Below are 19,866 nucleotides of genomic sequence, written 5' to 3' on the forward strand. Positions count from 1 at the left end.
TAGTTTATGATTGAATATTGTTACTGAAAATCGCAATTATTTATTCAGAAATTAAGATCGAAACCAGATCCTGAATTACTTTCTGCGCTGTGAAATGCATGAAATCAAGCCTTTCGAGATGTGGCATGTATAATTTCGAATTTTGAATTTTGTCGCCGACTCTGATAGAGTAGTACACCAAACCGATGTCTTTACCGTCTTCACCTTTTCCGGGACCGGCGACTCCCGTTGTAGACAGTGAAATATCAGTTTTAAATAGAATCTGACAGCCCGAGGCCATTTCTTCTGCGACTTCCTCACTCACAACCGTATGTTGATCTACGGTTTCTTTTTTTACATTTAAAATATCAATTTTTTTCTGAGTATCGTAAGGTATGATTCCTCCCAGAAAATATTTTGAACTGCCGGGATTGGATGTGATTAATTTTGCCAGTTCGCCGCCAGTGCAGCTTTCAGCGGTAGATAAAGTCAGTTTTTTTTCTGCTAAAATTTCCGCCAGAATCTTTTCAATTTTATCCTCTGAAGTGGCAATTACATTTGGTTTTATTACAGGTAAAAGTTTTTGAATCTCCTCCTCAAGTTCCTGCTTGAGATCATTTTCGTTGTTTCCACTCGCTGTAATTCTCAATTTTACACGGGTTCCTACCGGAAGATAAGAAAGTGAGATGTGCTGAGGCAGGGCAAGCTCCCAGTCTTCAATCATATCTGCCAAAATACTTTCAGGAATTCCTACAACAGAAACAATTCTTGTCGTAAGATAATTTAAACTGAATTTTTCCTTTAAGTAAGGTACAATCTGATCTTTAATCAACGGTTTCACTTCGTAAGGAACGCCCGGAAGGCTGAAAACAATTTTTCCGTTTTCTTCCATCATCATGCACGGTGCTGTCCCGAAATGGTTTTGGAAAACAGTTGATTTCGTTGGAACAAAAGCCTGTTCACGGTTTCTTTCCAGAATTTCTATTCTTCCACGTTTTTCCATGTAGGCTTTGAGATGTTCAAAAGTGGTCTCATCCAGAGCAATATCATCATCAAAAAAATCAGCGATGGCTTTCTTGGTTTTATCATCTCTTGTAGGTCCCAAACCTCCGGTGGTAATCACCAAATCTCCCAATACAAAAGCAGATTTCAAAGTGTTTTTAATGATTTCGATCTCATCTGAAATGGTGAAAATCTGAACGGTTTTGATTCCGATATTTTTAAGTTCGGTAGCTATAAAATTCGAGTTGGTATCGACGGTATTTCCTGAAAGAATTTCGTCACCGATGGTGATAAGAACTGCGTTTTGCATGCTTTTAATTTTGAAAAAAAATTCGTTACAAATGACGTGAAAATCTCGGTAGCGAACAAAAGAAAATGATTTTTTATATCTTTGATTTCTACTGTTGACAACTATAATTATACTATGACAAAATACGATGATGCTTCGTGGCATACTGGCGGAGATTTTCCCGAAGAAATTCCCGGAAAAAACGGAGCAACACACACAGGAATGTTTCTCAACTGGTGCATTAGCCATAATCTGCATTCTGCCGAACTTCAGGAAGACCATGAAAATGAGATTGAAAGCCTTAAAAGACGTGATATCACAGGAGCAGAATTTGTAATGGAAGCTTTAGACGGAAAATTTTCTGAATCTGATCTGAATGATTTCGGAAATGCTTTTGCAAAAGATTATTACGTTGATGAAACGGATTTTGCTGACAAATTCAGTTCATTTGCGACTGATTACATCAATATTTTCGACAGCATTGCAGAAGAAAGTGATTTTGAATATGAAACTTTTTACCACATCGAAGATAATTATGAAAATTACGATGTACTGAAGCAGGTAATTGATCACCGTTTTGAGGAGTGGAAGGAATATAAAAATCTTAATTAAAATTTTGCGAACAAAACCTCACAGGTTGGCGAAAATCTGTGAGGTTTGAGAGCTGATTTAAACCATTAAGATTTGTTAGTTGTTTAGAATAATAAAGATGAGCTTCGCTTTAAGCTAATGCTTAATAAAACTTAACTCCTTAGATGTTCTTAATAGTTGACTTTTGTCAATAATTACGAAAAAACCTTTAGAAACTGCTCTTTAAAACTCCCGGAAACTTCAATTTCAGTTTGATCAGCCAATGTTGCTGTGCCGCTTTTGTGGTAAGATTTCACAAATCCTGTGTTGATGATATGCGAACGGTGAACTCTTACAAAAGGATTTTCCAGCAAGTCATCGAAGTGTTTCAAAAAACGGCAGACCATTTTCTTCGAGCCGTCAGTAAGATATACCTGTGTGAAATTTCCGTCTGCCTGAAGTCTCACGATATCTTCAGTTTTTACCACGTCAAAACCCTGTAAAGTCGGGAGAATGAGCTGTTGTTTTTCAGGTTTTAATTTTAAATTTTCTAAAAGAATTTTATTCCGGTTGAGTTCTTCTTTATTTTGAATACTTTCAGCCACTTTATTTACAGCTAAAATCAGTTCTTGAATATCGATGGGTTTTAAAATATAATAACTCGCAGATTTATTCAAAGCCTGAAGCGAATACTGCGAAAATGCCGTGATGAAAATAGTTTCGTAGGAAAATGCTTTGGTCGCTTCCAACACATCAAACGCGTTCCCGAAAGGCATTTCCACATCCAAAAAAACCAGTTGTGGCTGCATTTCAGCAATCAACGGTACAGCTTCTTTAATATTTTCCGCTTCGCCCAAAATCTTGATTTGAGGACAGTATTTGGTAAGATAGTTTCTGAGAACTTCTCTTGCAATTTTTTCGTCGTCTACGATAACAGATTTTATTTTCATGCTGGAAAATTTAATATTTTAGATTCAATATTTAAAATTAAAGTCAGTTGGACAGTTTAAAAGAAATCTCTACGCAAACACCCTGAGAATTTGGTTTGTCCTTGATTTTGCATTCAATATTTTGTTTATACAAGTCATTCAGTAAGGCAATTCTTTCCAAAGTATTTTTCATGCCGCGGCCTTTTCGGGTTTTCTGATGTTCGGTTTTTTGCTTTTTGCTTTCTTCAATGCCGATGCCGTTGTCTTCGATGGTAATTTTTAGATTCTCGGCGGATTTTTCGAATTTTAATTTCAAAAATCCTTTTGTAGTGCGGTAACGTAAACCGTGCCAGACAGCGTTTTCAAGGAAGGGCTGCACCAGCATTCCGGGAACTTTTAAACTTTGTGTATTGAGATTTTCGTCGACCTCAATTTCATAATCAAACTTATCTGAGAAACGTGTTTTTTCTAAAGCTAAATAGTTTTGGAGCAAATCTAATTCCTGCTGAAACGGAATAAAATCATCTGTTGAATTTTCCATTACGCCCCGCATCAGCTTTGAGAATTTGGTTAAATATTGATTGGCTTCGAGTTCATTATTCGTTGCAATAAAATGATTCACAGAGTTTAAGCTGTTGAAAATAAAATGCGGATTCATCTCACGGCGAAGCGATTGCAAAGCGATTTTTTTGTTTTTAATCTGAACTTTTTTCAGGGTTCTAAAAATAAATATTATTAAACCTATTAAAATAACCAAAGCAGCGATGAGGCTGTAGTTGAAAAGGTTTTTCTTCCTGATGAGCTCATCTTTCAGTTTCTTCTCCTGTTCGAGCTGTGAAATTCTCTGTTCCGTATCTTCAAGAATTTTATTGTCGACCAAACTTCGGTCTTTTGAAACCAAATCTGGTAATTTCCCAAGAAAATCTCTGTACAGTTGTACGGAAGCATCGGTGTTTTCAGAGATTGCATATAAACTGTCGAGTCTTTTCACACTTTTTTGAGCTTCCAAAGTATGACCTTTATTTAAAGCAATATCGTACGCATTTTTAAGTAAAGAAATTGCTTCCTGAGGATCATTTTTTTTGATGTAAATATCAGCAAGTTCCTGAATCTGTTCAACTTTTTTCTGAGAATTTCCGTTAACAAAATCTTCCTTTAGAACCTTCTTTTTAACTTCAATCGCCTTGTCAAAATCTTTATTAACAACATATAGATCGGTCAGTTTTTGGTTGATCGCCAAAGCCTGCTGTGGAGATTCATCTTTTGAAATTTTGTATGCCGTGGTGAGGTTTTCTTCTGCTTTGGGAATATTTTTTACCTCAAGATTGGCCTCGGCCATTTGAGAATATCCGGCCGCAAGATCTTCCTTATTATTTTCCTTTTCGCTGTTCTGAATGTTGTTTTGAATGGCTTCCATCCTCACAACCGGTGAATTGGAATTTAGCCTTGAGGCATCATTGGAATTCTGTACCTTTTTCGACCTAGAATAACCAACTTTTGAAGCGACTTCATAATTTTTTGCCGCCGCTTTCAGTTTATTCTGACTTTCCTGAGACTGTGCCAGTTTTCTTGTGACCTTTTCCAGATTCTGTTTGTCATTCAGCTTTTCATAGATATTTTTAGATTTTAAAAAGTATTCTTCACTTTTAGAAAAATTGGATGCATTAAAATAAGACTCACCGATTTTAAAATAAGATTCAGCTTCTGCAGATTCATCTTTTTTGTCGACGGCTTTTCGTAAAATTTTACTTTCACTGGTCACTTCTTCAACTACTTTATTGCTTTGAGAATACATTTTATTCCCAAGAAAAGTGAAGACCAGTGCGAAAAAGAAATAATAGAATTTCATAAAACAAAGATATACATATATTCAGTTCGCCAAAAACGATTCACCAAGCGAAAAGCTGTTTTTACCAAGTTGAAAATTTTATGAGCAACAACTTTTAATTAAAAACAGAATTGTGAATGGTGATTTTTAATTGTAGTTTTCCCAAAGATTTTAAGGATTGAGCAAATGTAATAGTTGAAAATTTGACCAATGAGTAAAATGTTTCTGACAATTGATTTTATTTAAACTGAAAATTCTTCTTAGTTGTCTCTTTTTTAATTCTACCAAGCGAAAGCCCTAATTGACCAAGTTGGCTTTAAATGGTTTCTCCGAGGCGATTAAGTTTGCAGTATAATCTTAAACTTAATCATTATGAAAAACATTTTATGCCTGGCTTCGGCTGTATTTTTTCAATTTAGTTTTGCACAGGTTTCGGGAAATATTAATTATCAAAATCAGGTACATTATCAGGAAAACAACATGAGCGTCAATGTTCCTTCAGAGAATAATTTAGTTATAAGTATCAAGGGAATGGCAAATGTAAAAGCGGATAAGTATGTTGCAATTTTTAGCCTGACACAGGTGGCAGAAACATCGGATGAAGTGAATTCGCTGATGGATAAACGCCTAAAGAACGCATTAGATCTGATCAGTAGTAATAAAGGAATTGAAACTTATGTTGATATGGTTTCTTTTGTTCCAGTTTATCAGTATGCGGTTGAGAAAAAGATTTTCAGCAGAAAAACGTACAATGAAGTTCCTACAGGTTTTGAACTTAAAAAAAATCTGCACATTAAATTCTCAAATCCTTCTCAGCTGAACGAACTCATTACAGTTCTATCAAAAAATGAAATTTATGATCTTGTAAGAGTAGATTATTTTGCAAACAGCCTCGAAACCATTAAAAAAGAATTGATGAATAAAGCAAAAATTGCACTACAGGAAAAAGTAAAAAACTATGAAACTTTACTTGGAGAAACTTTTGCCAACAGTAGAAAATCGATTAATGATGGCTTTCAAACCAAACTACCGACAGAAATGTATAAATCCTATGAGGCTTACAACAGTTCTTCCTTAGCCTTGACAAAGCTGGCAAATGTAAATCAGACCAATAAATCAACAACCCTGTATTATCAACCGGTTTTAGACAAAGAATTTGATTTTGTTATTAATCCTACAATTATGGAACCCGTTATTCAGGTAATGTACGAAGTAAAATTAGCAATTACTAAAGAGGAAAAGATTGAAAACAAGAACAGCAAATCTTTTATTCTGATCACGCCAAATGGAGAGATGAGAGATTTGAATGTTGGAAAGTAAGTACGTCTAAAATAAATCACCAGCTTCAAAGATATTTTATACAGGTCGTTTAGATGTGTTTTGCCTTCCATGGAAAACACCTTTCACATAAATAAGTTTTTGCTCTTCATCAATCTGATAGAAAATTACATATGGATATTTTTTGAATGGCAACCCTCTAAAGTCTTTATAATAAATTTGAAAAAATGGACTGCGCAGGATGGTTTGCAAAGTTAATTCATAATCTTTAACAAAATTCTGAGCAACTTTTAGTGAAGCAACTTTTTTGTAATAGGCAACAGCTTCTCTCACATTAAATTTTGCAACAGGAGATATTATTGCTTTACAGCCCATATTCCTTTTTTAGTTCATCTAAAAATTCATCATTGTCCTGATATTCAGATATATTCAAATTGGCTTGGCTGTCAAGTATTTTTTTTTGTTCGTCTGACAATTCAAAAGAATCTTCATTCTCCTTTTTGTATTGCGCACCAATTAGTTCTAAAAACTCCAGAAAGAAAGAGTTTTTGTCATCTGGTATAGAAACGTTGTAGGTTGTCATAATGCACAAATTGAATTATTAGAGTTGAATATAAACAAATTTAAGAAATAAAATTTAAAACAGATTTAAAGTAAAAGCCGAAGACGTCTACCAAGCCAAATCCCCATTTCACCAAGTCTGCAGATTTTCAGTTTTAAATCAGAGTAATTTTACTTTAGAAATTTAAAACAACAGAAACATATGAAACTGAAACACCTTTTATTAGTCGGAATTTTTGCAGCAGGAAGTTTAGTGAATGCGCAGGAAATTAAAAAAAATGCAATCGAGGTAACAGGAGTTGCCGAAATGGAAGTGGAACCGGATGAAATCATCTTCAACATCGGAATCAAAGCTGATAACAAGAATCAACTGGCTGATAACGAAAAATTATTGTTTGAAATCCTTAAAAACGATGGAGTAAAAAATGAAGATATCAAATTCAAATCGATGTATCAGAATTTATACTCAAAAACTACGAAGTTTACGAAGAGTTTTCAGTTTAAAATCAATGCGAAAACCAATGTGAGTAAGCTTTTTGAAGATTTGAACCAGAAATGGGTCAGCAATCTGAATATTGCAGAAATTAAAAACACAAAAATTGCAGAGTTCAGAAAAACCGTAAAGATCAATGCATTAAAAGCGGCAAAAGAAAAAGCAGATTATCTTTTGGAAAGCATCGGTAAAAAGACCGGAACTCCTCTGGAAATCACTGAAATTGAAGATTACATGAGCGATTCCGTAATGCCTGTTGCTTACCGAAGCAAAATGGCAAACGTACAGCTGGAAGCAGCCGACCAAAGTCTGGATTATTCTTTTGACAACATCGAAAATATCAAGCTCAAATTCAGCATCAAAACAAGATATGAAATTCTTTAGTGTGTGAAATGACAGTCAGAAATGGCTGTCTTTTTTTAAGCTGAAAACTTCCACCAAGTGAAAACCTTAGTTTACCAAGTCATCAAATTTCCGGTTTAAAATCAAAGTAATTTTACTGTAGAACTTTAAAATAATAAACAATGCGACAATCGATTTTAATACTAATGTTCACGTTTTCTTTATTTAAATCTCAGGAAATTAAAAAGGAAATCGATATAAAACAAGCCACTGTATTTTTGCAGGGAGCAAAAGTTTTCGGAAGCACCAACGTCAGTCTTCAAAAGGGGAGAAACGTGGTAAAAATCATCAATCTTCCAAACGATCTGGATGAAAACACCTACAAAATCAATCTTGAAAAAAACACAACACTTTTATCCATCACTCCACAAAGCAATTATCTGAAAAATGATGAGATGTCTGAAAGCGAAAAAAAACTGAATGATGAAAAGAAAAAATTTCAGAGAGAGGTCAACTTACTGAATATTAAAATTAAAAATCTGACGGGCGAACAGAATATCATCAATGACAATCTTAAAGTATCTACCAACGATAAATCGACTCCGCAGGAACAGATGATCAAACTGACGGAATTTTACAGAAAAAGAATGCTGGAAATCGACAATCAGGTTTTTCTTTTGAATGAACAGAAATCTGTTTTGGATGAAAGTATTGCCAAAATCAATAAGCAGTTTTCTGAGGAGCAGACACACAAAAATCAGAACAAAAAAGAACTTTTGCTTGAAATTCTCGCTGAAAATGAGATGAATCTGAATTTAGGCGTGAGCTACATCGTTTCCAATGCGGGTTGGGTTCCATCTTATGATTTGAGAGCATTATCGACCAAAAAACCGCTGGAAATTGTGTACAAAGGAAAAATTTATCAGAAAACCGGACAGGACTGGAATAATGTGAAACTTTTCGTTTCGACTTACAGACCTTCTTACAATCAGAACCGACCGATTTTGTCTCCACTTTATGTTGCCGAATATATAGCTCACAGTTACGATGATGCGAAAATGGGCTACATGAAAAAAGCTGAAATGTCAGCTGTTAATTCTTACCAGATGCGTGAGGAAGTTGCGGCTCCAAGCCAGATTCCGGTGGCAACGGTTTCAGACAGCCAGATGAATGTTTTGTATGAACTGAAATTTAACCAAACCATCGTCAGTCAGGAGAAAGAGCAGTATGTGATTCTGGATAAAAAAGATGTGGATGCAACCTATAAATATCACACGGTTCCGAAGCTGAACAATCAGGTTTTCCTGATGGCTTTTGTGAAAGACTGGCAGAATTTAAATCTGATTTCAGGCGAAGGAAACATTTATTTTGAAGATAATTACATCGGAAAAACAAATATCACAAGCAATTATGTGAAAGAAGAATTCCCAATTTCGCTCGGCGTTGATGAAAGAATTGTGGTGAAAAGAATTAAACTTGAAGATAAGACATCACAGAAAACGCTTAACTCAAACAAATGGGAAACTGAATCTTATCAAATAACGGTGAGAAACAACACCAAAGAAAATATCGAACTGGAAATTCTGGACCAGCTTCCTTTAAGTGAGAATTCAAAAATTACGGTCAAATCTTTAGAAATAGGAAACGGAATTCTGGATGACAAAACCGGCAGTATTCTTTGGAACAGAAACATTTCGAGCGGAGCTTCAGATAAAATCAATTTCTCTTACGAAGTAAAATATCCGAAAGAAATGCAGATTCAGTATTACAGTCGATAAGATTCAAATTCAAGGTTTAATATTTAAAATTAAATCAAACACGATAAAGTCCCGAAGGGACGATTTAATATAGGATAGGATGAAGTCCTATCAAAAAAATAATATAAGATTAAATAAAATCATTAAAAACATACGATATGAACACTTTAAAATTTTTAGCATTAACAACCGGTGCAGTTGCTTTTTTAAGCGCAGGAAAAATGTCAGACATCCGTTGCAGCAGCAAATCCAATGACAGAGAAGTGGTGGAAAGTAATATTTCTCCAAAACCGCAAATTACCGTTTCAAAGGACAATAAAATTCAGGTTGCATTGCTTTTGGACACGTCAAACAGTATGGATGGACTCATTGATCAGGCAAAATCCAGACTTTGGAATATTGTGAATACGCTGACCACTTTGAAGTACAACGGACAGGCGCCGCAAGTAGAAATTGCCCTTTATGAATACGGTAATGACGGGTTGAAAGATGAAAATTACATCCGACAGGTCACATCGCTCACTCAGGATCTGGATTTGGTTTCAGAAAAACTGTTTGCTTTGAGAACCAATGGCGGAAATGAATATTGCGGTGCAGTCATTCGGGACGCCGCAAGCAATCTGAGTTGGGACGGAAATGAGAAGAGTATGAAACTGATCTACATTGCCGGAAACGAACCTTTTGATCAGGGAAAAATCAGTTATAAAGAAACCATTTCAGGAGCGAAGAAAAAAAATATTTACACCAACACGATTTTCTGCGGAAGCCGTGATGAGGGAATTCAGACATTCTGGCAAAACGGAGCGAGTCTTGGCGACGGAAATTTTTTTAACATCGACAGCGACCAAAAAGTGATTTACATTGAAACTCCTTACGATGTGAAAATTGCTCAGTACAATTCGCAGTTAAATGACACCTACATTTCTTACGGCCGTAGAGGAAGCGAGATGAAAATGAAACAGACCACTCAGGATTCCAACGCCGAAATGCAGTCGGCATCAAATGCTGTGGAACGGGCCGTAAGTAAGTCGAAGAAAAATGCGTACAAAAACGATCACTGGGACTTGGTAGATAAAGTTGAAAAAGACAAAAGCTACATTTCATCCATCAGAGAAGAAGAATTGCCTTCTGAACTGAAAGGAAAAAGCAAAGCGGAAATCAATAAAATTGTGGCTCAGAAATCTGCAGACCGGGATAAAATTCAGAAAGAAATTGAAGTTTTGGCCAAACAGAGACAAAGCTTCATTGAATCTGAAATGAAAAAACGCGGAAATGCCGAAGGCGATGATTTGGGAAAAGCGATTGAGAAATCGATTGTTGAACTGGCGAAGAAGAATGGGTATAGTTTTTAACTTGAAATTTGAAGTTTGAGATTTAAAAATAAAAACTTCATAAATTGAATTGTAATTGTTGCGGAGCTGGTCTCAAAAGCAGTTTTCGCAAAATGATTGGAAGATATTAAAATAGACAGGTGAGTGTTAGTATTGTTTATTGGGTTTGGGGCTGCACATCGATGCCGCCCCAAACGTTTTGTTTACTAATGAATTTTTTATTGATATTTAAGTAACAATTATAAAATCCGGCCAATCAGCAAAATCAGCGTGAGATTTACTGATTATGTTTTACCCAAATCAGATTATCCGTATTATAACCCAGTTTCTGAGCTTTTTCGAGGAAACGGAGTCTGATGCTTTCAGGAATTTCGGTTGTTCTGGAAAGAATCCAGATGTATTTTAAATTGTGACCGACAACCAAGGCATATTGGTAATTTTCATCAATATCGATGACATTATAACCCGCCCAGATCGGCTTGAAAAAAGAAACTTTCAGTCGGGCTTCGTTCGGTGAGTTGACGAATCTTGCTTCACCTACAGACTCCTTCCATTCTTTTTTTACATAATTATAGCCACGGTTTTGAACTTTAATATTTCCTTTATCATTTAAAGAATAGGTTGCCGTGACATTGTCCATATCCTTCTCAAATTTATAATCGAATCTTGCAATTTCATACCATTTTCCGAGGTATTTGTCGGCATTAAAATTCTGCACGGCTACTGCATTTTCAGGAATTCCCACGGAGCATGAATTTAAAATTAAAAGTCCCAAAACTCCAGCTGCCACTGGCAATAATATTTTTTGATAGGTTTTCATAAAGAATATTTTGTGAGTTGATTTTTATTAAATTCAAAAATAATGCCTTGGAAATTTTAAAAGACTTTCCCCGTGTTTTCAGATATTTTTTTTATTTTTAAAATCATAAAACATTAAAAACCATGAAACAGATTGTTGCGTTGACGTTCATTCTGATGTCATCATTATTTACAGCTCAGGAAGTTACGTTTACAGAATCTCAAATAAGACAGAAGCTCGATTCAATCAAAGCAGAAGGTAATTTGCTGTTCTCACTCGAAAACTCGTCGTGGCATTCTACGGATCTTGCGAGAGAAAACAATAAAATCAATGCAGATTTTGGAGGTTATCTGACCTATAAAACAAATGATACGGTGAAGACAGCAATTCTGAATAAGAGGAAAAACAAAGTCATTGCAGAATATTCATTTAAAAGCAATGGTAAAAAACCTGTGATTGAAAATTTTTCTGAACGAAATCTGAATTCTTTTGAAACAGCCTTAAAAGACGTCCGTGAAAAGGTAATTAGCCAACTTTCAGACCCAAAATATGAAGTTGCAGTTCCCGAAGGTTTCAACCTGAATATTATCATAATTCCTTTTGGAGAGAAGTTTAAGACTTATCTAATTGCCGGAACGTCGGAATCCAATATTATCCCTTTCGGGAATGATTATTTGTTCATCACTGATAAAGAGGGAAAGATTATTTCAAACAAAAAATTTCACTCAAGACTGATTCCAATCATGACTTTAATGCCGAAGGACGGAACGGTTACCATGTCTTCACACAGTCATTTAAGAACCAGCCCATTTATTTCGGCTACAGATATATGTACTTTCAGGCTTTACGCACCTTTTACAAATCTCGAAGAATTTTCAGTTTATTCGACGGCTTTGGGAGCATATATGATTTATAATTACAAAAAAGACAGCCTTATAAAAGCGAAAGACATCAAATAATGAAAAAACTTCTTATCATTGTAGCTTCAGTAATCATTTTTATCGTTCTATCCATCACAATTTACTGGAATCTTCCCATAGAAATCACAAGAAAATCTGATATAGAATCTGGAAATAAAATAATTCAGAATATTGAAAATTACAAGAAGACCAACGGAAAACTTCCTGAAAATGGAGACTGGAAAACACTTGAAAAGTTAGGTTTTAAATTTGAAAAGGTTATCCCTTATCTTGATTATACATCTGATAATAAAGGTGTTTATGAATTAACGTACATTGAAGGTTTTGACGGCCCTTATCTGATGTGGAATTCAAACGAGAAAAAATGGACGATAGATTTTCCTAAAATTAATGATTAAGAGAAATGAGTAAAGTAAAAGGATTTAGTATATCAATTGTTAGTTTTATCTTAGGATTTATTTTAAATGGTCTGGCCTGGACAATTTTACCAGGGCCAAATTTGAATACATTAGCATTAATAGTCGGCTTACTTCTTATGCTGATTGGTGGATGTTTTTTTGTAGCAAGTTTTTTCTTTGAAAACTAAAAAAGACTGCTTTCCGGCAGTCTTTCTTAATATATTTTAAAGATCTTAAGCAATCACTCTCACCATGGCTTTTACTTCCACCAACTTCTCCATCAGTTCCTCGCGTGAGTCTGCCAAAACATTGATGTGTCCCATCTTTCTGCCGGGTTTGGTTTCTGTTTTTCCGTAAAGGTGAACGTAGGTTTCAGGAAGTTTTAAAACTTCTTCCATGCCTTCATAAATTACTTTTCCTGAAAAGCCTTCAGCACCAACCAAATTCAGCATGCCGCTGTAAATAATGGCGTCGGTATCAGCTAATGGTAAATTTTTCACCACACGGTACATTTGCTCAAACTGCGAATTGGAATTACCTTCCTGGCTTTGATGACCTGAATTGTGCAGTCTCGGAGCAGTTTCGTTCACCCAAACTTTCCCTTCTTTATCTAAAAACAATTCGATTGCAAACAATCCCGGGGAATTTACAGCATTTAAAAATTTCTCGGCGATGGAATCTATTTGATTTTCAATTTCTTCGCTTAAGAAAACCGGACAGATATTAAAGTCAAGCAAATTTAATTTCGGGTCGGCAACCATTTCTGTTACTGGGAAAGTCTGTGTTTCTCCCTTTTCGTTTCTGGCTACAATGACAGAAAGTTCCTTATCAATATCAACCAGTTTTTCCAATACAGAATCCTGAGTCCAGAGATTTTTCATGTCTTCGTTGGTGCGGATGACCTGTACACCTTTTCCGTCGTAACCGCCAGTATTCAGCTTTTGTACGAAAGGCAGTGCGATTTTAATTTCATCTTCCGTTCCATCCATAATTTCAAATTCAGGACTTGGAATATTGTGTTCTTCATAAAATTTCTTCTGAAGAATTTTCTGTTGAATCGTTTTAATAATTGCAGAATTCGGAACTACCTTCACCCCTTGATTTTCAAGTTCAGCCAAAGCGTCTGCATTCACGTGTTCAATTTCAATCGTCACCACATCTTTATCTCGTCCAAAATCCAGAACGGTGTCGTAATCATTAAAACTTCCCTGAGTAAAATATGAAATATTGTGACAAGGTGCATCAGCAGCCGGATCTAAAGTGTAAAATTCATCATCATACTTCAGCGCTTCCTGAATCAGCATTCTCCCGAGCTGTCCGCCTCCTAAAATTCCTATTTTCATTTTTATTTGATTTATTTTTTTAAATTTAATTTGATTGAACTGCTTAAAAGTTTTTAAATAATTTAAGCCAAAATCAATTCTTTATTTTCAGCTTTTACTTGATTTTATCAAGCATAAGGTAACCCAGAAAAGTATAATTCTGCTGATCTTCCGCCTCTGATTTTCTGATTTTCAGAGAATAATTCTGCTTCATTTCTTCAGGTAAAATTTCATTCACACTGAAAATATCATCAATATCAACCCCGAATTTTTCATCGATATGACTTCCGGCACCTTTGAATCCCATGGTCTGATAAAACTCTGTCGCCTTTGATTTTTTCACGACTTCACCCAGCGTTTTTCCAACCATCAGATGTTGCTCGTGGAATTCTTTGAAATGGTCTGCCTTGTAACCTCCCATATTGACGAAGAACAGTTTTTCCTCATTTTCAAAGCTGTTTTTAGGCTCTACCAAAATCTCGTATCCATCGGCAAACTTCACTTCCTGATAAGCGTCGATGTGAATCTTTCCCTTAGCTTCAGGCCAGAAATCCTTTATAGCGGGCACCAGATCTTTTAGAGTTTCTGCAATTCCGAAAAAAACATCGTGCTGTTCGATATTTCTGCCTTTGGGCGTAGCTCCCAGAATGATATAGAATAACTTCATTTTTGAATTTTACTTTTGCAAAAATACGGCAAAAAATAATCCTGAGTGAATGTTTGCATGAAAACGGCAGCACTTTTACCATAATGAAATCTGAGAATCATAAATCTTTGTAAAGAGGATTGTTTTGATAGCATTCAGTTGCTTACTTGATTGGAAACGAAAAGATTTACATTTTAAAATTTAAATACACTTTTTGCGTTAGAGGAAAAACTTCTCAATAACACATGAAATTTCTATTAAAAACTGCTGCAATAGCACTGCTCCTTTTTTCGGAAAAATACTATTCCCAATCTGATTACTCTTTGGGAATTACGGTAGGTTCAGGCATGAACATTTTTAAAAATAATCTATCCACTGACAAAACCCAGTTCAGTTCAAACAAACCTTTTTCGTTTTATTTTGGAGGAAAACTGGTGAAGAATTTAGACGACAAAAATAAATTGTTCGCGGACCTTCTGATCACAAGAAAGAAAATAGAATATGAGTATAGCCTCACTGAGTCGGAAATTCCATTTACAAATAAGGAAATTTTTGGACAGAAATATGACTGCATTTCAATTTACGTCGGATACAGAAGATTATTTCCATGGAAGGAAAGCTTCATTTATGTCGAAGGAAGTGTGGGTGCCGATTATAACAACAATGTAATGAGCTACAACAGGGGAAATGGCCAATCGCAGGACGCTCTTACCGAAACCATTTACTATGAAGGTTCCTACAACAGCAATATTGGTGAGAAAAGCTATACGATCAGTACAAATATAGGATTTGGTTTCAATTTTGGGTTTAGGAATCAGTTTGACTTAGGAATAACGATGAATGTACCGTTTCAAAAAATTCAGACCAAAGAATCTGATTTTCAATATACATGGAGTTATAAAGGTAAAGAATATGTGCACCAGCTGAAATATTTGGGGAATATCTATTACCCGAGTTTAAGATTTACGTATTATGTTTTTTAGGGATTTTTGTATAATTCATTTGCGAAAAATTCATTCTTTTAAACCGTTAAAATTTAAATTTAAACAAAATCAAAACGGCTTATACCAGCTTTCACGCTTCATCAAAGATGACAAAAAATAATCTTGAGTGAATGTTTGCCTGAAAACCTCAAAGGTTTTATATTTGTAGCATGTCGGAGATCATTATTCTTTTTCTTGGCGCTATCTCAGCAGGTCTTTTAGGTTCACTTACAGGTTTGGGAGGAGGAGTTATCATCATCCCTCTGCTGACGCTGGGTTTTGGCGTTCCGATGCATTACGCAATCGGTGCTTCACTGATTTCCGTTATCGGAACTTCTTCCGGAGCAGCAGTCGCTTTTGTGAAGGAAGGCTTTACCAATATGAGAATAGGAATGTTTCTGGAAATTGCCACCACTGCGGGAGCAATTGCCGGCGCCCTCGTTTCAGGAATGCTGAATCCGAATACCATCGGAATTATCTTCGCAAGTATTCTTTTGCTTACCGTTGTTTTAAATTTAAAAGGAAAACCCGATCATCAGGAACCGCGTATTAAAGGAACTTTAGAAGACAAATTAAAGCTCTACGGAACTTTTCCGGATAAAGGTGTTCTGAAAAGTTACTCTGCGCGAAACACTGTTCCCGGATTTTTTATGATGATGTTTGCCGGTGCGATGTCCGGACTTTTAGGAATCGGTTCCGGTGCATTGAAAGTGTTGGCAATGGATAATATGATGAGGTTGCCGTTCAAGGTTTCTACCACGACGAGTAATTTTATGATTGGCGTAACTGCCGTTGCGAGCTCATTAATTTATTTCCAGAGAGGCGAAATTATCCCTGTAATTGTTGCGCCGGTTTTGGTGGGCGTTGTGGTTGGAAGTTTCATCGGTTCAAAAACTTTAATGGTTTCTAAAACGAAAAAGCTGAAGACATTTTTTGCCATCGTGATTACGATTCTTTCAGTGTATATGATGTATAACGGAATTAGAAACAATTTCTCATGAGAAAGAATTTCACTGATGTAGACCTGAACCGTTCCGTTGGAAATCTCCTCCGTTTAGGCGTAATTTTATCGGTTATCACTTCCCTGATTGGTTTTATTAAACTATTCATGGAAGGTTTTAAAATGCCCCGAAAATACAAGCTTCTCGACATGGGAACCTCTTCGGAAAAAGTCTGGAGTCATTTTTGGGAAACGCTTTGCAAAGGTGAAGGAATGGCCATCATTCAATTGGGAATTCTAATGCTTATTTTCACGCCTTTAATGAGAATTATCTTTGCTCTGATTGGATATTTAAAGGAAAAAGATTATACTTATGTGATTATTTCTTCAATCGTGCTGGCGATTATGGCGGTGAGCTTTTTTACGGGTTATGCGCATTAAATTTCTATATAAATCGGTTTCCTTCATATTTCTTTTTACAGCAAGTATAATATCTGCTCAAACTAAAAGAGAAATGGAGAAAATATTTAAGAATAGCATTAGTCAACCTAAAAAATCAAAAATTATTGTAGGTCAAAATTCTTGGAAGATCTGTGTAGATATTAGTAGTAATACAATCAATCTCTTTGAAACAAAGTTTGAGAAATATGCAGATTGTTGTAGATATGATGAATGGACTTTTTACAAGAAGAATAAGTTTATAAAAAACGAAGCTTATAGTTGTAAAGAACCACCTTACTCAAAAGTTACAACACAAGACGATTGGTATGAAATTGAATATGTGGAAGCCGAAAATTTAGTTCTTGTGATTAAAAGTCAAAAAAGAACTGACAAGTTTATCGTCAAAGAACTTCAAAAACGAAAAGACAACTTACATATTATTAAATTAGTTAAGATATAGTTTTCATTCTTCATAAAACTCCAGCGGCAAACCATCAGGATCCTGCGTAAAGAAAAACTCTTTTCCGGTAAATTCATCAATGCGGATTTCCTCGCAGTTCAAACCTTTCTGAATTAATTCTTTACGTTTTTCATTCACATCTTCAACAGAAAAAGCAAGGTGTCTTAAGCCACACGATTCCGGTCTTGAAGGTCGTTCAGGAGGATTTGGAAATGAGAATAACTCAATCACATAATGATCTCCAATCCCTAGATCCAGTTTGTAGGACTGTCTTTCTTCACGGTACACTTCACGGAGAATGTTTAAACCTAAAATTTCGGTATAAAAGTTTTTTGAGACTTCATAATCTGAGCAGATGATGGCAATGTGATGTATTTTCATCTTCAAATATAAAATTTTTGAATGATAATTTTAGGTGATTATCTGTGATTAATATTGATTTACACAATAATTTTCAATATCAAATTGTTATATTTGGTACGTTTTTCAAAATCATAAATTAAAATTTTAATGAAAAAAATAAATATTGCAGTTTTGGCATTTGCAGGTCTTGTTTATTTAAACTCATGCGGTACCAACAAAAAAGTAGCTGTAAATACAGAAAAACCTGTTCCGGCAATGCGTGATTCCGTATTTGTAGGAGTGAAGGAGGAGGGCCTTAATCTCGCTTACATGGACAAATCTGTAAGACCTCAGGATGATTTTTTCACTTACGTCAACGGAAATTGGGTGAAAGAAACGCAGATTCCTTCTGATAAAGCCAGCTGGGGCTCGTTCAATGCTTTAAGAGAGAATGTAGACGATGCTTCTCTGGATATTTTAAACGGAATTTTAAGTGAAACATATCCCGAAGGTTCTGAAGGTCAGAAAATCCAGAATCTGTACGCGAGTTTTATGGATACTTCGAAAAGAAATGCGGAAGGTTTAACTCCTATCAAAGCAGACCTTGCAAAAATTGATGCCATCAAAAACGTCAGTGATCTTCAGAAATATTTGCTTGAAGCTACAAAACTGGGCGACAATTCTTTTTACGGCTGGAGAGTTTCTGCAGATTTGAAGGATTCTAAGATGAATGCAGTTTATTTGGGTGGTCCCGATCTTGGTTTAGGAAGAGATTATTATCAGAAAGTAAATGAAGCCAACACCAAAACACTGGCGGAATATCAGAATTATATTTCTCAGCTTTTTGTGGTCTTAGGCTATAAAAACCCAGATGTGGTTGCTAAAAATGTGGTTGATTTTGAGAAAAAGATGGCAAACGACCTTTTGACATTGGAGCAGAACCGTGATGCCAATCTGAGATACAATCCGAAGAAAGTTTCTGAGTTGCCTTCCCTGGTTAAAAATGTAAATCTGCCTAAATACCTCAAAGATGCAGGCGTAAATACTGACCGCGTCATCATTGGCGAACTGAAGTATTATCAGAACATGGATCAGATTTTCACTCAGAAAAATATTCCTTTGCTGAAAGATTATCTGAAATACCATATTATCAACGGTAATGCATCCAACCTTGATGAGAATCTGGAGAAAATACGGTTTGATTTTTATGCTAAATATCTGCAGGGGCAAAAAGAACAGCGTCCGATGAACAAAAGAGGTCTGGCAATGGTGAATTCTATTCTGGGTGAAGCTTTTGGCAAACTGTATGTCGAAAAACAATTCACACCGGAATCCAAACAGCAGATGGAAACCTATATCGAATACATCATCAAAGCTTTCGATAAACACATTACAGAAATCGACTGGATGTCTCCTGAAACTAAGGTAAAAGCCCATGAAAAGCTTTCTAAATTCAGTGTGAAAATTGCCTATCCCGATCAGTGGAAAGATTACTCCAAACTGAAAGTGGAAAAGGGAACTTCTTTATATTCAAATCTTCAGAATGTTTCGGCATGGCAATATGAGAAAAGTCTGGAGAAAGTTGGAAAACCGGTAGACAGGAAGGAGTGGGGGATGACACCACAAACCGTGAATGCCTATTATAGCGGTTCCAATAATGAAATTGTTTTCCCTGCAGCCATCTTACAACCTCCTTTCTACAATCCCAAAGCTGATGCAGCTGTGAATTTTGGTGGAATTGGTGCCGTAATCGGTCATGAAATTTCCCATGGCTTCGACGACAGTGGCTCAAGATTCGATGGTGACGGAAATTTAAATAACTGGTGGACAGCCGAAGACCGTAAAAACTTCGATGCAAAAGTGGCTCAGCTGGCTGCTCAGTATAATGCTTATGAACCTGTGAAAGGAAGTTTCGTCAACGGTAAATTTACAAGCGGTGAAAATATCGGCGATCTAGGCGGCGTTTCGGTGGCTTATGAGGCGTTACAAATGTATCTCAAAGACAAAGGAAATCCTGGTCTGATCAGTGGTTACAATCAGGATCAAAGGTTTTTCCTAAGCTGGGCTACCGTTTGGCGTACGAAATCTACCGAGCAGTACATGATCAATCAGGTAAAAACAGATCCGCATTCTCCGGGAGTTTTCAGGGCTTTTGGGCCTTTGGTGAATCAAGATTCATTTATCAAAGCGTTTGACATAAAGGAAGGTGACAAAATGTACAAAGCACCATCAGAAAGAATAATGATCTGGTAAAAT

At 35.8% G+C, this 19,866-nt stretch carries 22 protein-coding genes; 13 read left to right on the plus strand and 9 right to left on the minus strand.

The features are described from left to right. Positions 1-40: 40 nt before the first annotated feature. A complete protein-coding gene (locus tag ASG21_RS08860) occupies positions 41-1,291 on the minus strand; it encodes a CinA family nicotinamide mononucleotide deamidase-related protein (protein ID WP_056078487.1) in 1,251 nt (416 codons plus the stop codon). A gap of 114 nt (positions 1,292-1,405) precedes the next feature. Between ASG21_RS08860 and ASG21_RS08865 the strand changes: the two genes are divergently transcribed. Further along, positions 1,406-1,882, plus strand: a complete 477-nt coding sequence (locus ASG21_RS08865) for a hypothetical protein (RefSeq protein ID WP_056078489.1) — start codon at positions 1,406-1,408, stop codon at positions 1,880-1,882. 173 nt (positions 1,883-2,055) lie between these two features. On the opposite strand, the gene ASG21_RS08870 is transcribed toward ASG21_RS08865, so the two are convergent. Continuing rightward, positions 2,056-2,790 carry a LytTR family DNA-binding domain-containing protein gene (locus tag ASG21_RS08870; protein WP_056078491.1) on the minus strand — a complete coding sequence of 245 codons (735 nt, stop codon included), beginning with the start codon at positions 2,788-2,790 and terminating at the stop codon, positions 2,056-2,058. 43 nt (positions 2,791-2,833) lie between these two features. Further along, complete coding sequence (locus tag ASG21_RS08875) at positions 2,834-4,618, minus strand: histidine kinase (protein WP_082482405.1); 1,785 nt, start codon at positions 4,616-4,618, stop codon at positions 2,834-2,836. Positions 4,619-4,969: 351 nt separating this feature from the next. On the opposite strand from ASG21_RS08875, the gene ASG21_RS08880 reads away from it, so the two are divergent. Further along, entirely contained in the window at positions 4,970-5,917 is a 948-nt protein-coding gene (locus ASG21_RS08880) for an SIMPL domain-containing protein (RefSeq protein ID WP_056078494.1), read from the plus strand. A 36-nt stretch (positions 5,918-5,953) separates the two neighbouring features. Here the strand turns inward: ASG21_RS08880 and ASG21_RS08885 are convergent, their stop codons facing one another. Continuing rightward, positions 5,954-6,250, minus strand: a complete 297-nt coding sequence (locus ASG21_RS08885; RefSeq protein ID WP_056078497.1) for a type II toxin-antitoxin system RelE/ParE family toxin — start codon at positions 6,248-6,250, stop codon at positions 5,954-5,956. Beyond that, a complete protein-coding gene (locus ASG21_RS08890; RefSeq protein WP_056078501.1) occupies positions 6,240-6,458 on the minus strand; it encodes a hypothetical protein in 219 nt (72 codons plus the stop codon). The genes ASG21_RS08885 and ASG21_RS08890 overlap by 11 nt, the downstream gene beginning before the upstream one ends. A gap of 180 nt (positions 6,459-6,638) precedes the next feature. Between ASG21_RS08890 and ASG21_RS08895 the strand changes: the two genes are divergently transcribed. The 3 genes from ASG21_RS08895 to ASG21_RS08905 all read left to right on the plus strand — a co-directional run bounded on the left by ASG21_RS08895 (position 6,639) and on the right by ASG21_RS08905 (position 10,380). Continuing rightward, positions 6,639-7,313 (plus strand): SIMPL domain-containing protein, encoded by a 675-nt coding sequence (locus tag ASG21_RS08895; RefSeq protein WP_056078504.1) that lies wholly within the window; start codon positions 6,639-6,641, stop codon positions 7,311-7,313. A gap of 140 nt (positions 7,314-7,453) precedes the next feature. Continuing rightward, entirely contained in the window at positions 7,454-9,049 is a 1,596-nt protein-coding gene (locus tag ASG21_RS08900; protein ID WP_082482406.1) for a DUF4139 domain-containing protein, read from the plus strand. Positions 9,050-9,186: 137 nt separating this feature from the next. After that, the gene (locus ASG21_RS08905) at positions 9,187-10,380 is read left to right on the plus strand and encodes a VWA domain-containing protein (RefSeq protein WP_056078511.1); all 1,194 of its coding nucleotides are present in this window, start codon (positions 9,187-9,189) and stop codon (positions 10,378-10,380) included. A gap of 256 nt (positions 10,381-10,636) precedes the next feature. Here ASG21_RS08905 and ASG21_RS08910 read toward each other — a convergent pair whose 3' ends face one another. Then, positions 10,637-11,179, minus strand: a complete 543-nt coding sequence (locus tag ASG21_RS08910) for a lipocalin family protein (protein WP_056078513.1) — start codon at positions 11,177-11,179, stop codon at positions 10,637-10,639. A 122-nt stretch (positions 11,180-11,301) separates the two neighbouring features. Between ASG21_RS08910 and ASG21_RS08915 the strand changes: the two genes are divergently transcribed. Genes ASG21_RS08915 through ASG21_RS08925 form a run of 3 tightly spaced genes read left to right on the plus strand, consistent with a single transcriptional unit; the run spans position 11,302 to position 12,664 of the window. After that, complete coding sequence (locus tag ASG21_RS08915) at positions 11,302-12,117, plus strand: hypothetical protein (protein ID WP_056078516.1); 816 nt, start codon at positions 11,302-11,304, stop codon at positions 12,115-12,117. Further along, positions 12,117-12,476 carry a hypothetical protein gene (locus ASG21_RS08920; protein WP_056078519.1) on the plus strand — a complete coding sequence of 120 codons (360 nt, stop codon included), beginning with the start codon at positions 12,117-12,119 and terminating at the stop codon, positions 12,474-12,476. The genes ASG21_RS08915 and ASG21_RS08920 overlap by 1 nt, the downstream gene beginning before the upstream one ends. 5 nt (positions 12,477-12,481) lie before the next feature. After that, on the plus strand, positions 12,482-12,664 hold the full coding sequence (locus tag ASG21_RS08925) for a hypothetical protein (RefSeq protein WP_056078520.1): 183 nt from the start codon (positions 12,482-12,484) through the stop codon (positions 12,662-12,664). A 45-nt stretch (positions 12,665-12,709) separates the two neighbouring features. On the opposite strand, the gene ASG21_RS08930 is transcribed toward ASG21_RS08925, so the two are convergent. Together ASG21_RS08930 and ASG21_RS08935 are read right to left on the minus strand one after the other, a co-directional pair. Beyond that, entirely contained in the window at positions 12,710-13,819 is a 1,110-nt protein-coding gene (locus ASG21_RS08930) for a 5-(carboxyamino)imidazole ribonucleotide synthase (RefSeq protein ID WP_056078523.1), read from the minus strand. A 94-nt stretch (positions 13,820-13,913) separates the two neighbouring features. Next, positions 13,914-14,465 (minus strand): DUF1543 domain-containing protein, encoded by a 552-nt coding sequence (locus tag ASG21_RS08935; protein WP_056078526.1) that lies wholly within the window; start codon positions 14,463-14,465, stop codon positions 13,914-13,916. Between the two features lie 224 nt (positions 14,466-14,689). On the opposite strand from ASG21_RS08935, the gene ASG21_RS08940 reads away from it, so the two are divergent. The 4 genes from ASG21_RS08940 (at position 14,690) to ASG21_RS08955 (ending at position 17,268) form a co-directional block, all read left to right on the plus strand. Beyond that, positions 14,690-15,427 (plus strand): hypothetical protein, encoded by a 738-nt coding sequence (locus ASG21_RS08940; protein ID WP_056078529.1) that lies wholly within the window; start codon positions 14,690-14,692, stop codon positions 15,425-15,427. A gap of 170 nt (positions 15,428-15,597) precedes the next feature. Next, entirely contained in the window at positions 15,598-16,428 is an 831-nt protein-coding gene (locus ASG21_RS08945) for a sulfite exporter TauE/SafE family protein (RefSeq protein WP_056031008.1), read from the plus strand. Next, on the plus strand, positions 16,425-16,808 hold the full coding sequence (locus ASG21_RS08950; RefSeq protein WP_056078532.1) for a DUF1634 domain-containing protein: 384 nt from the start codon (positions 16,425-16,427) through the stop codon (positions 16,806-16,808). Before ASG21_RS08945 ends, ASG21_RS08950 begins: the two co-directional genes overlap by 4 nt. A 73-nt stretch (positions 16,809-16,881) precedes the next feature. Further along, complete coding sequence (locus ASG21_RS08955; RefSeq protein ID WP_128414262.1) at positions 16,882-17,268, plus strand: hypothetical protein; 387 nt, start codon at positions 16,882-16,884, stop codon at positions 17,266-17,268. Between the two features lie 3 nt (positions 17,269-17,271). Here the strand turns inward: ASG21_RS08955 and ASG21_RS08960 are convergent, their stop codons facing one another. Further along, positions 17,272-17,649, minus strand: coding sequence for a VOC family protein (locus ASG21_RS08960; RefSeq protein WP_056078538.1), 378 nt, complete (start codon positions 17,647-17,649; stop codon positions 17,272-17,274). Between the two features lie 129 nt (positions 17,650-17,778). Between ASG21_RS08960 and ASG21_RS08965 the strand changes: the two genes are divergently transcribed. Next, positions 17,779-19,863, plus strand: a complete 2,085-nt coding sequence (locus tag ASG21_RS08965) for a M13 family metallopeptidase (protein WP_056078541.1) — start codon at positions 17,779-17,781, stop codon at positions 19,861-19,863. Positions 19,864-19,866 lie beyond the last annotated feature (3 nt).

This window comes from Chryseobacterium sp. Leaf394, assembly GCF_001424105.1.
In the GTDB taxonomy this organism is placed as follows: domain Bacteria; phylum Bacteroidota; class Bacteroidia; order Flavobacteriales; family Weeksellaceae; genus Chryseobacterium.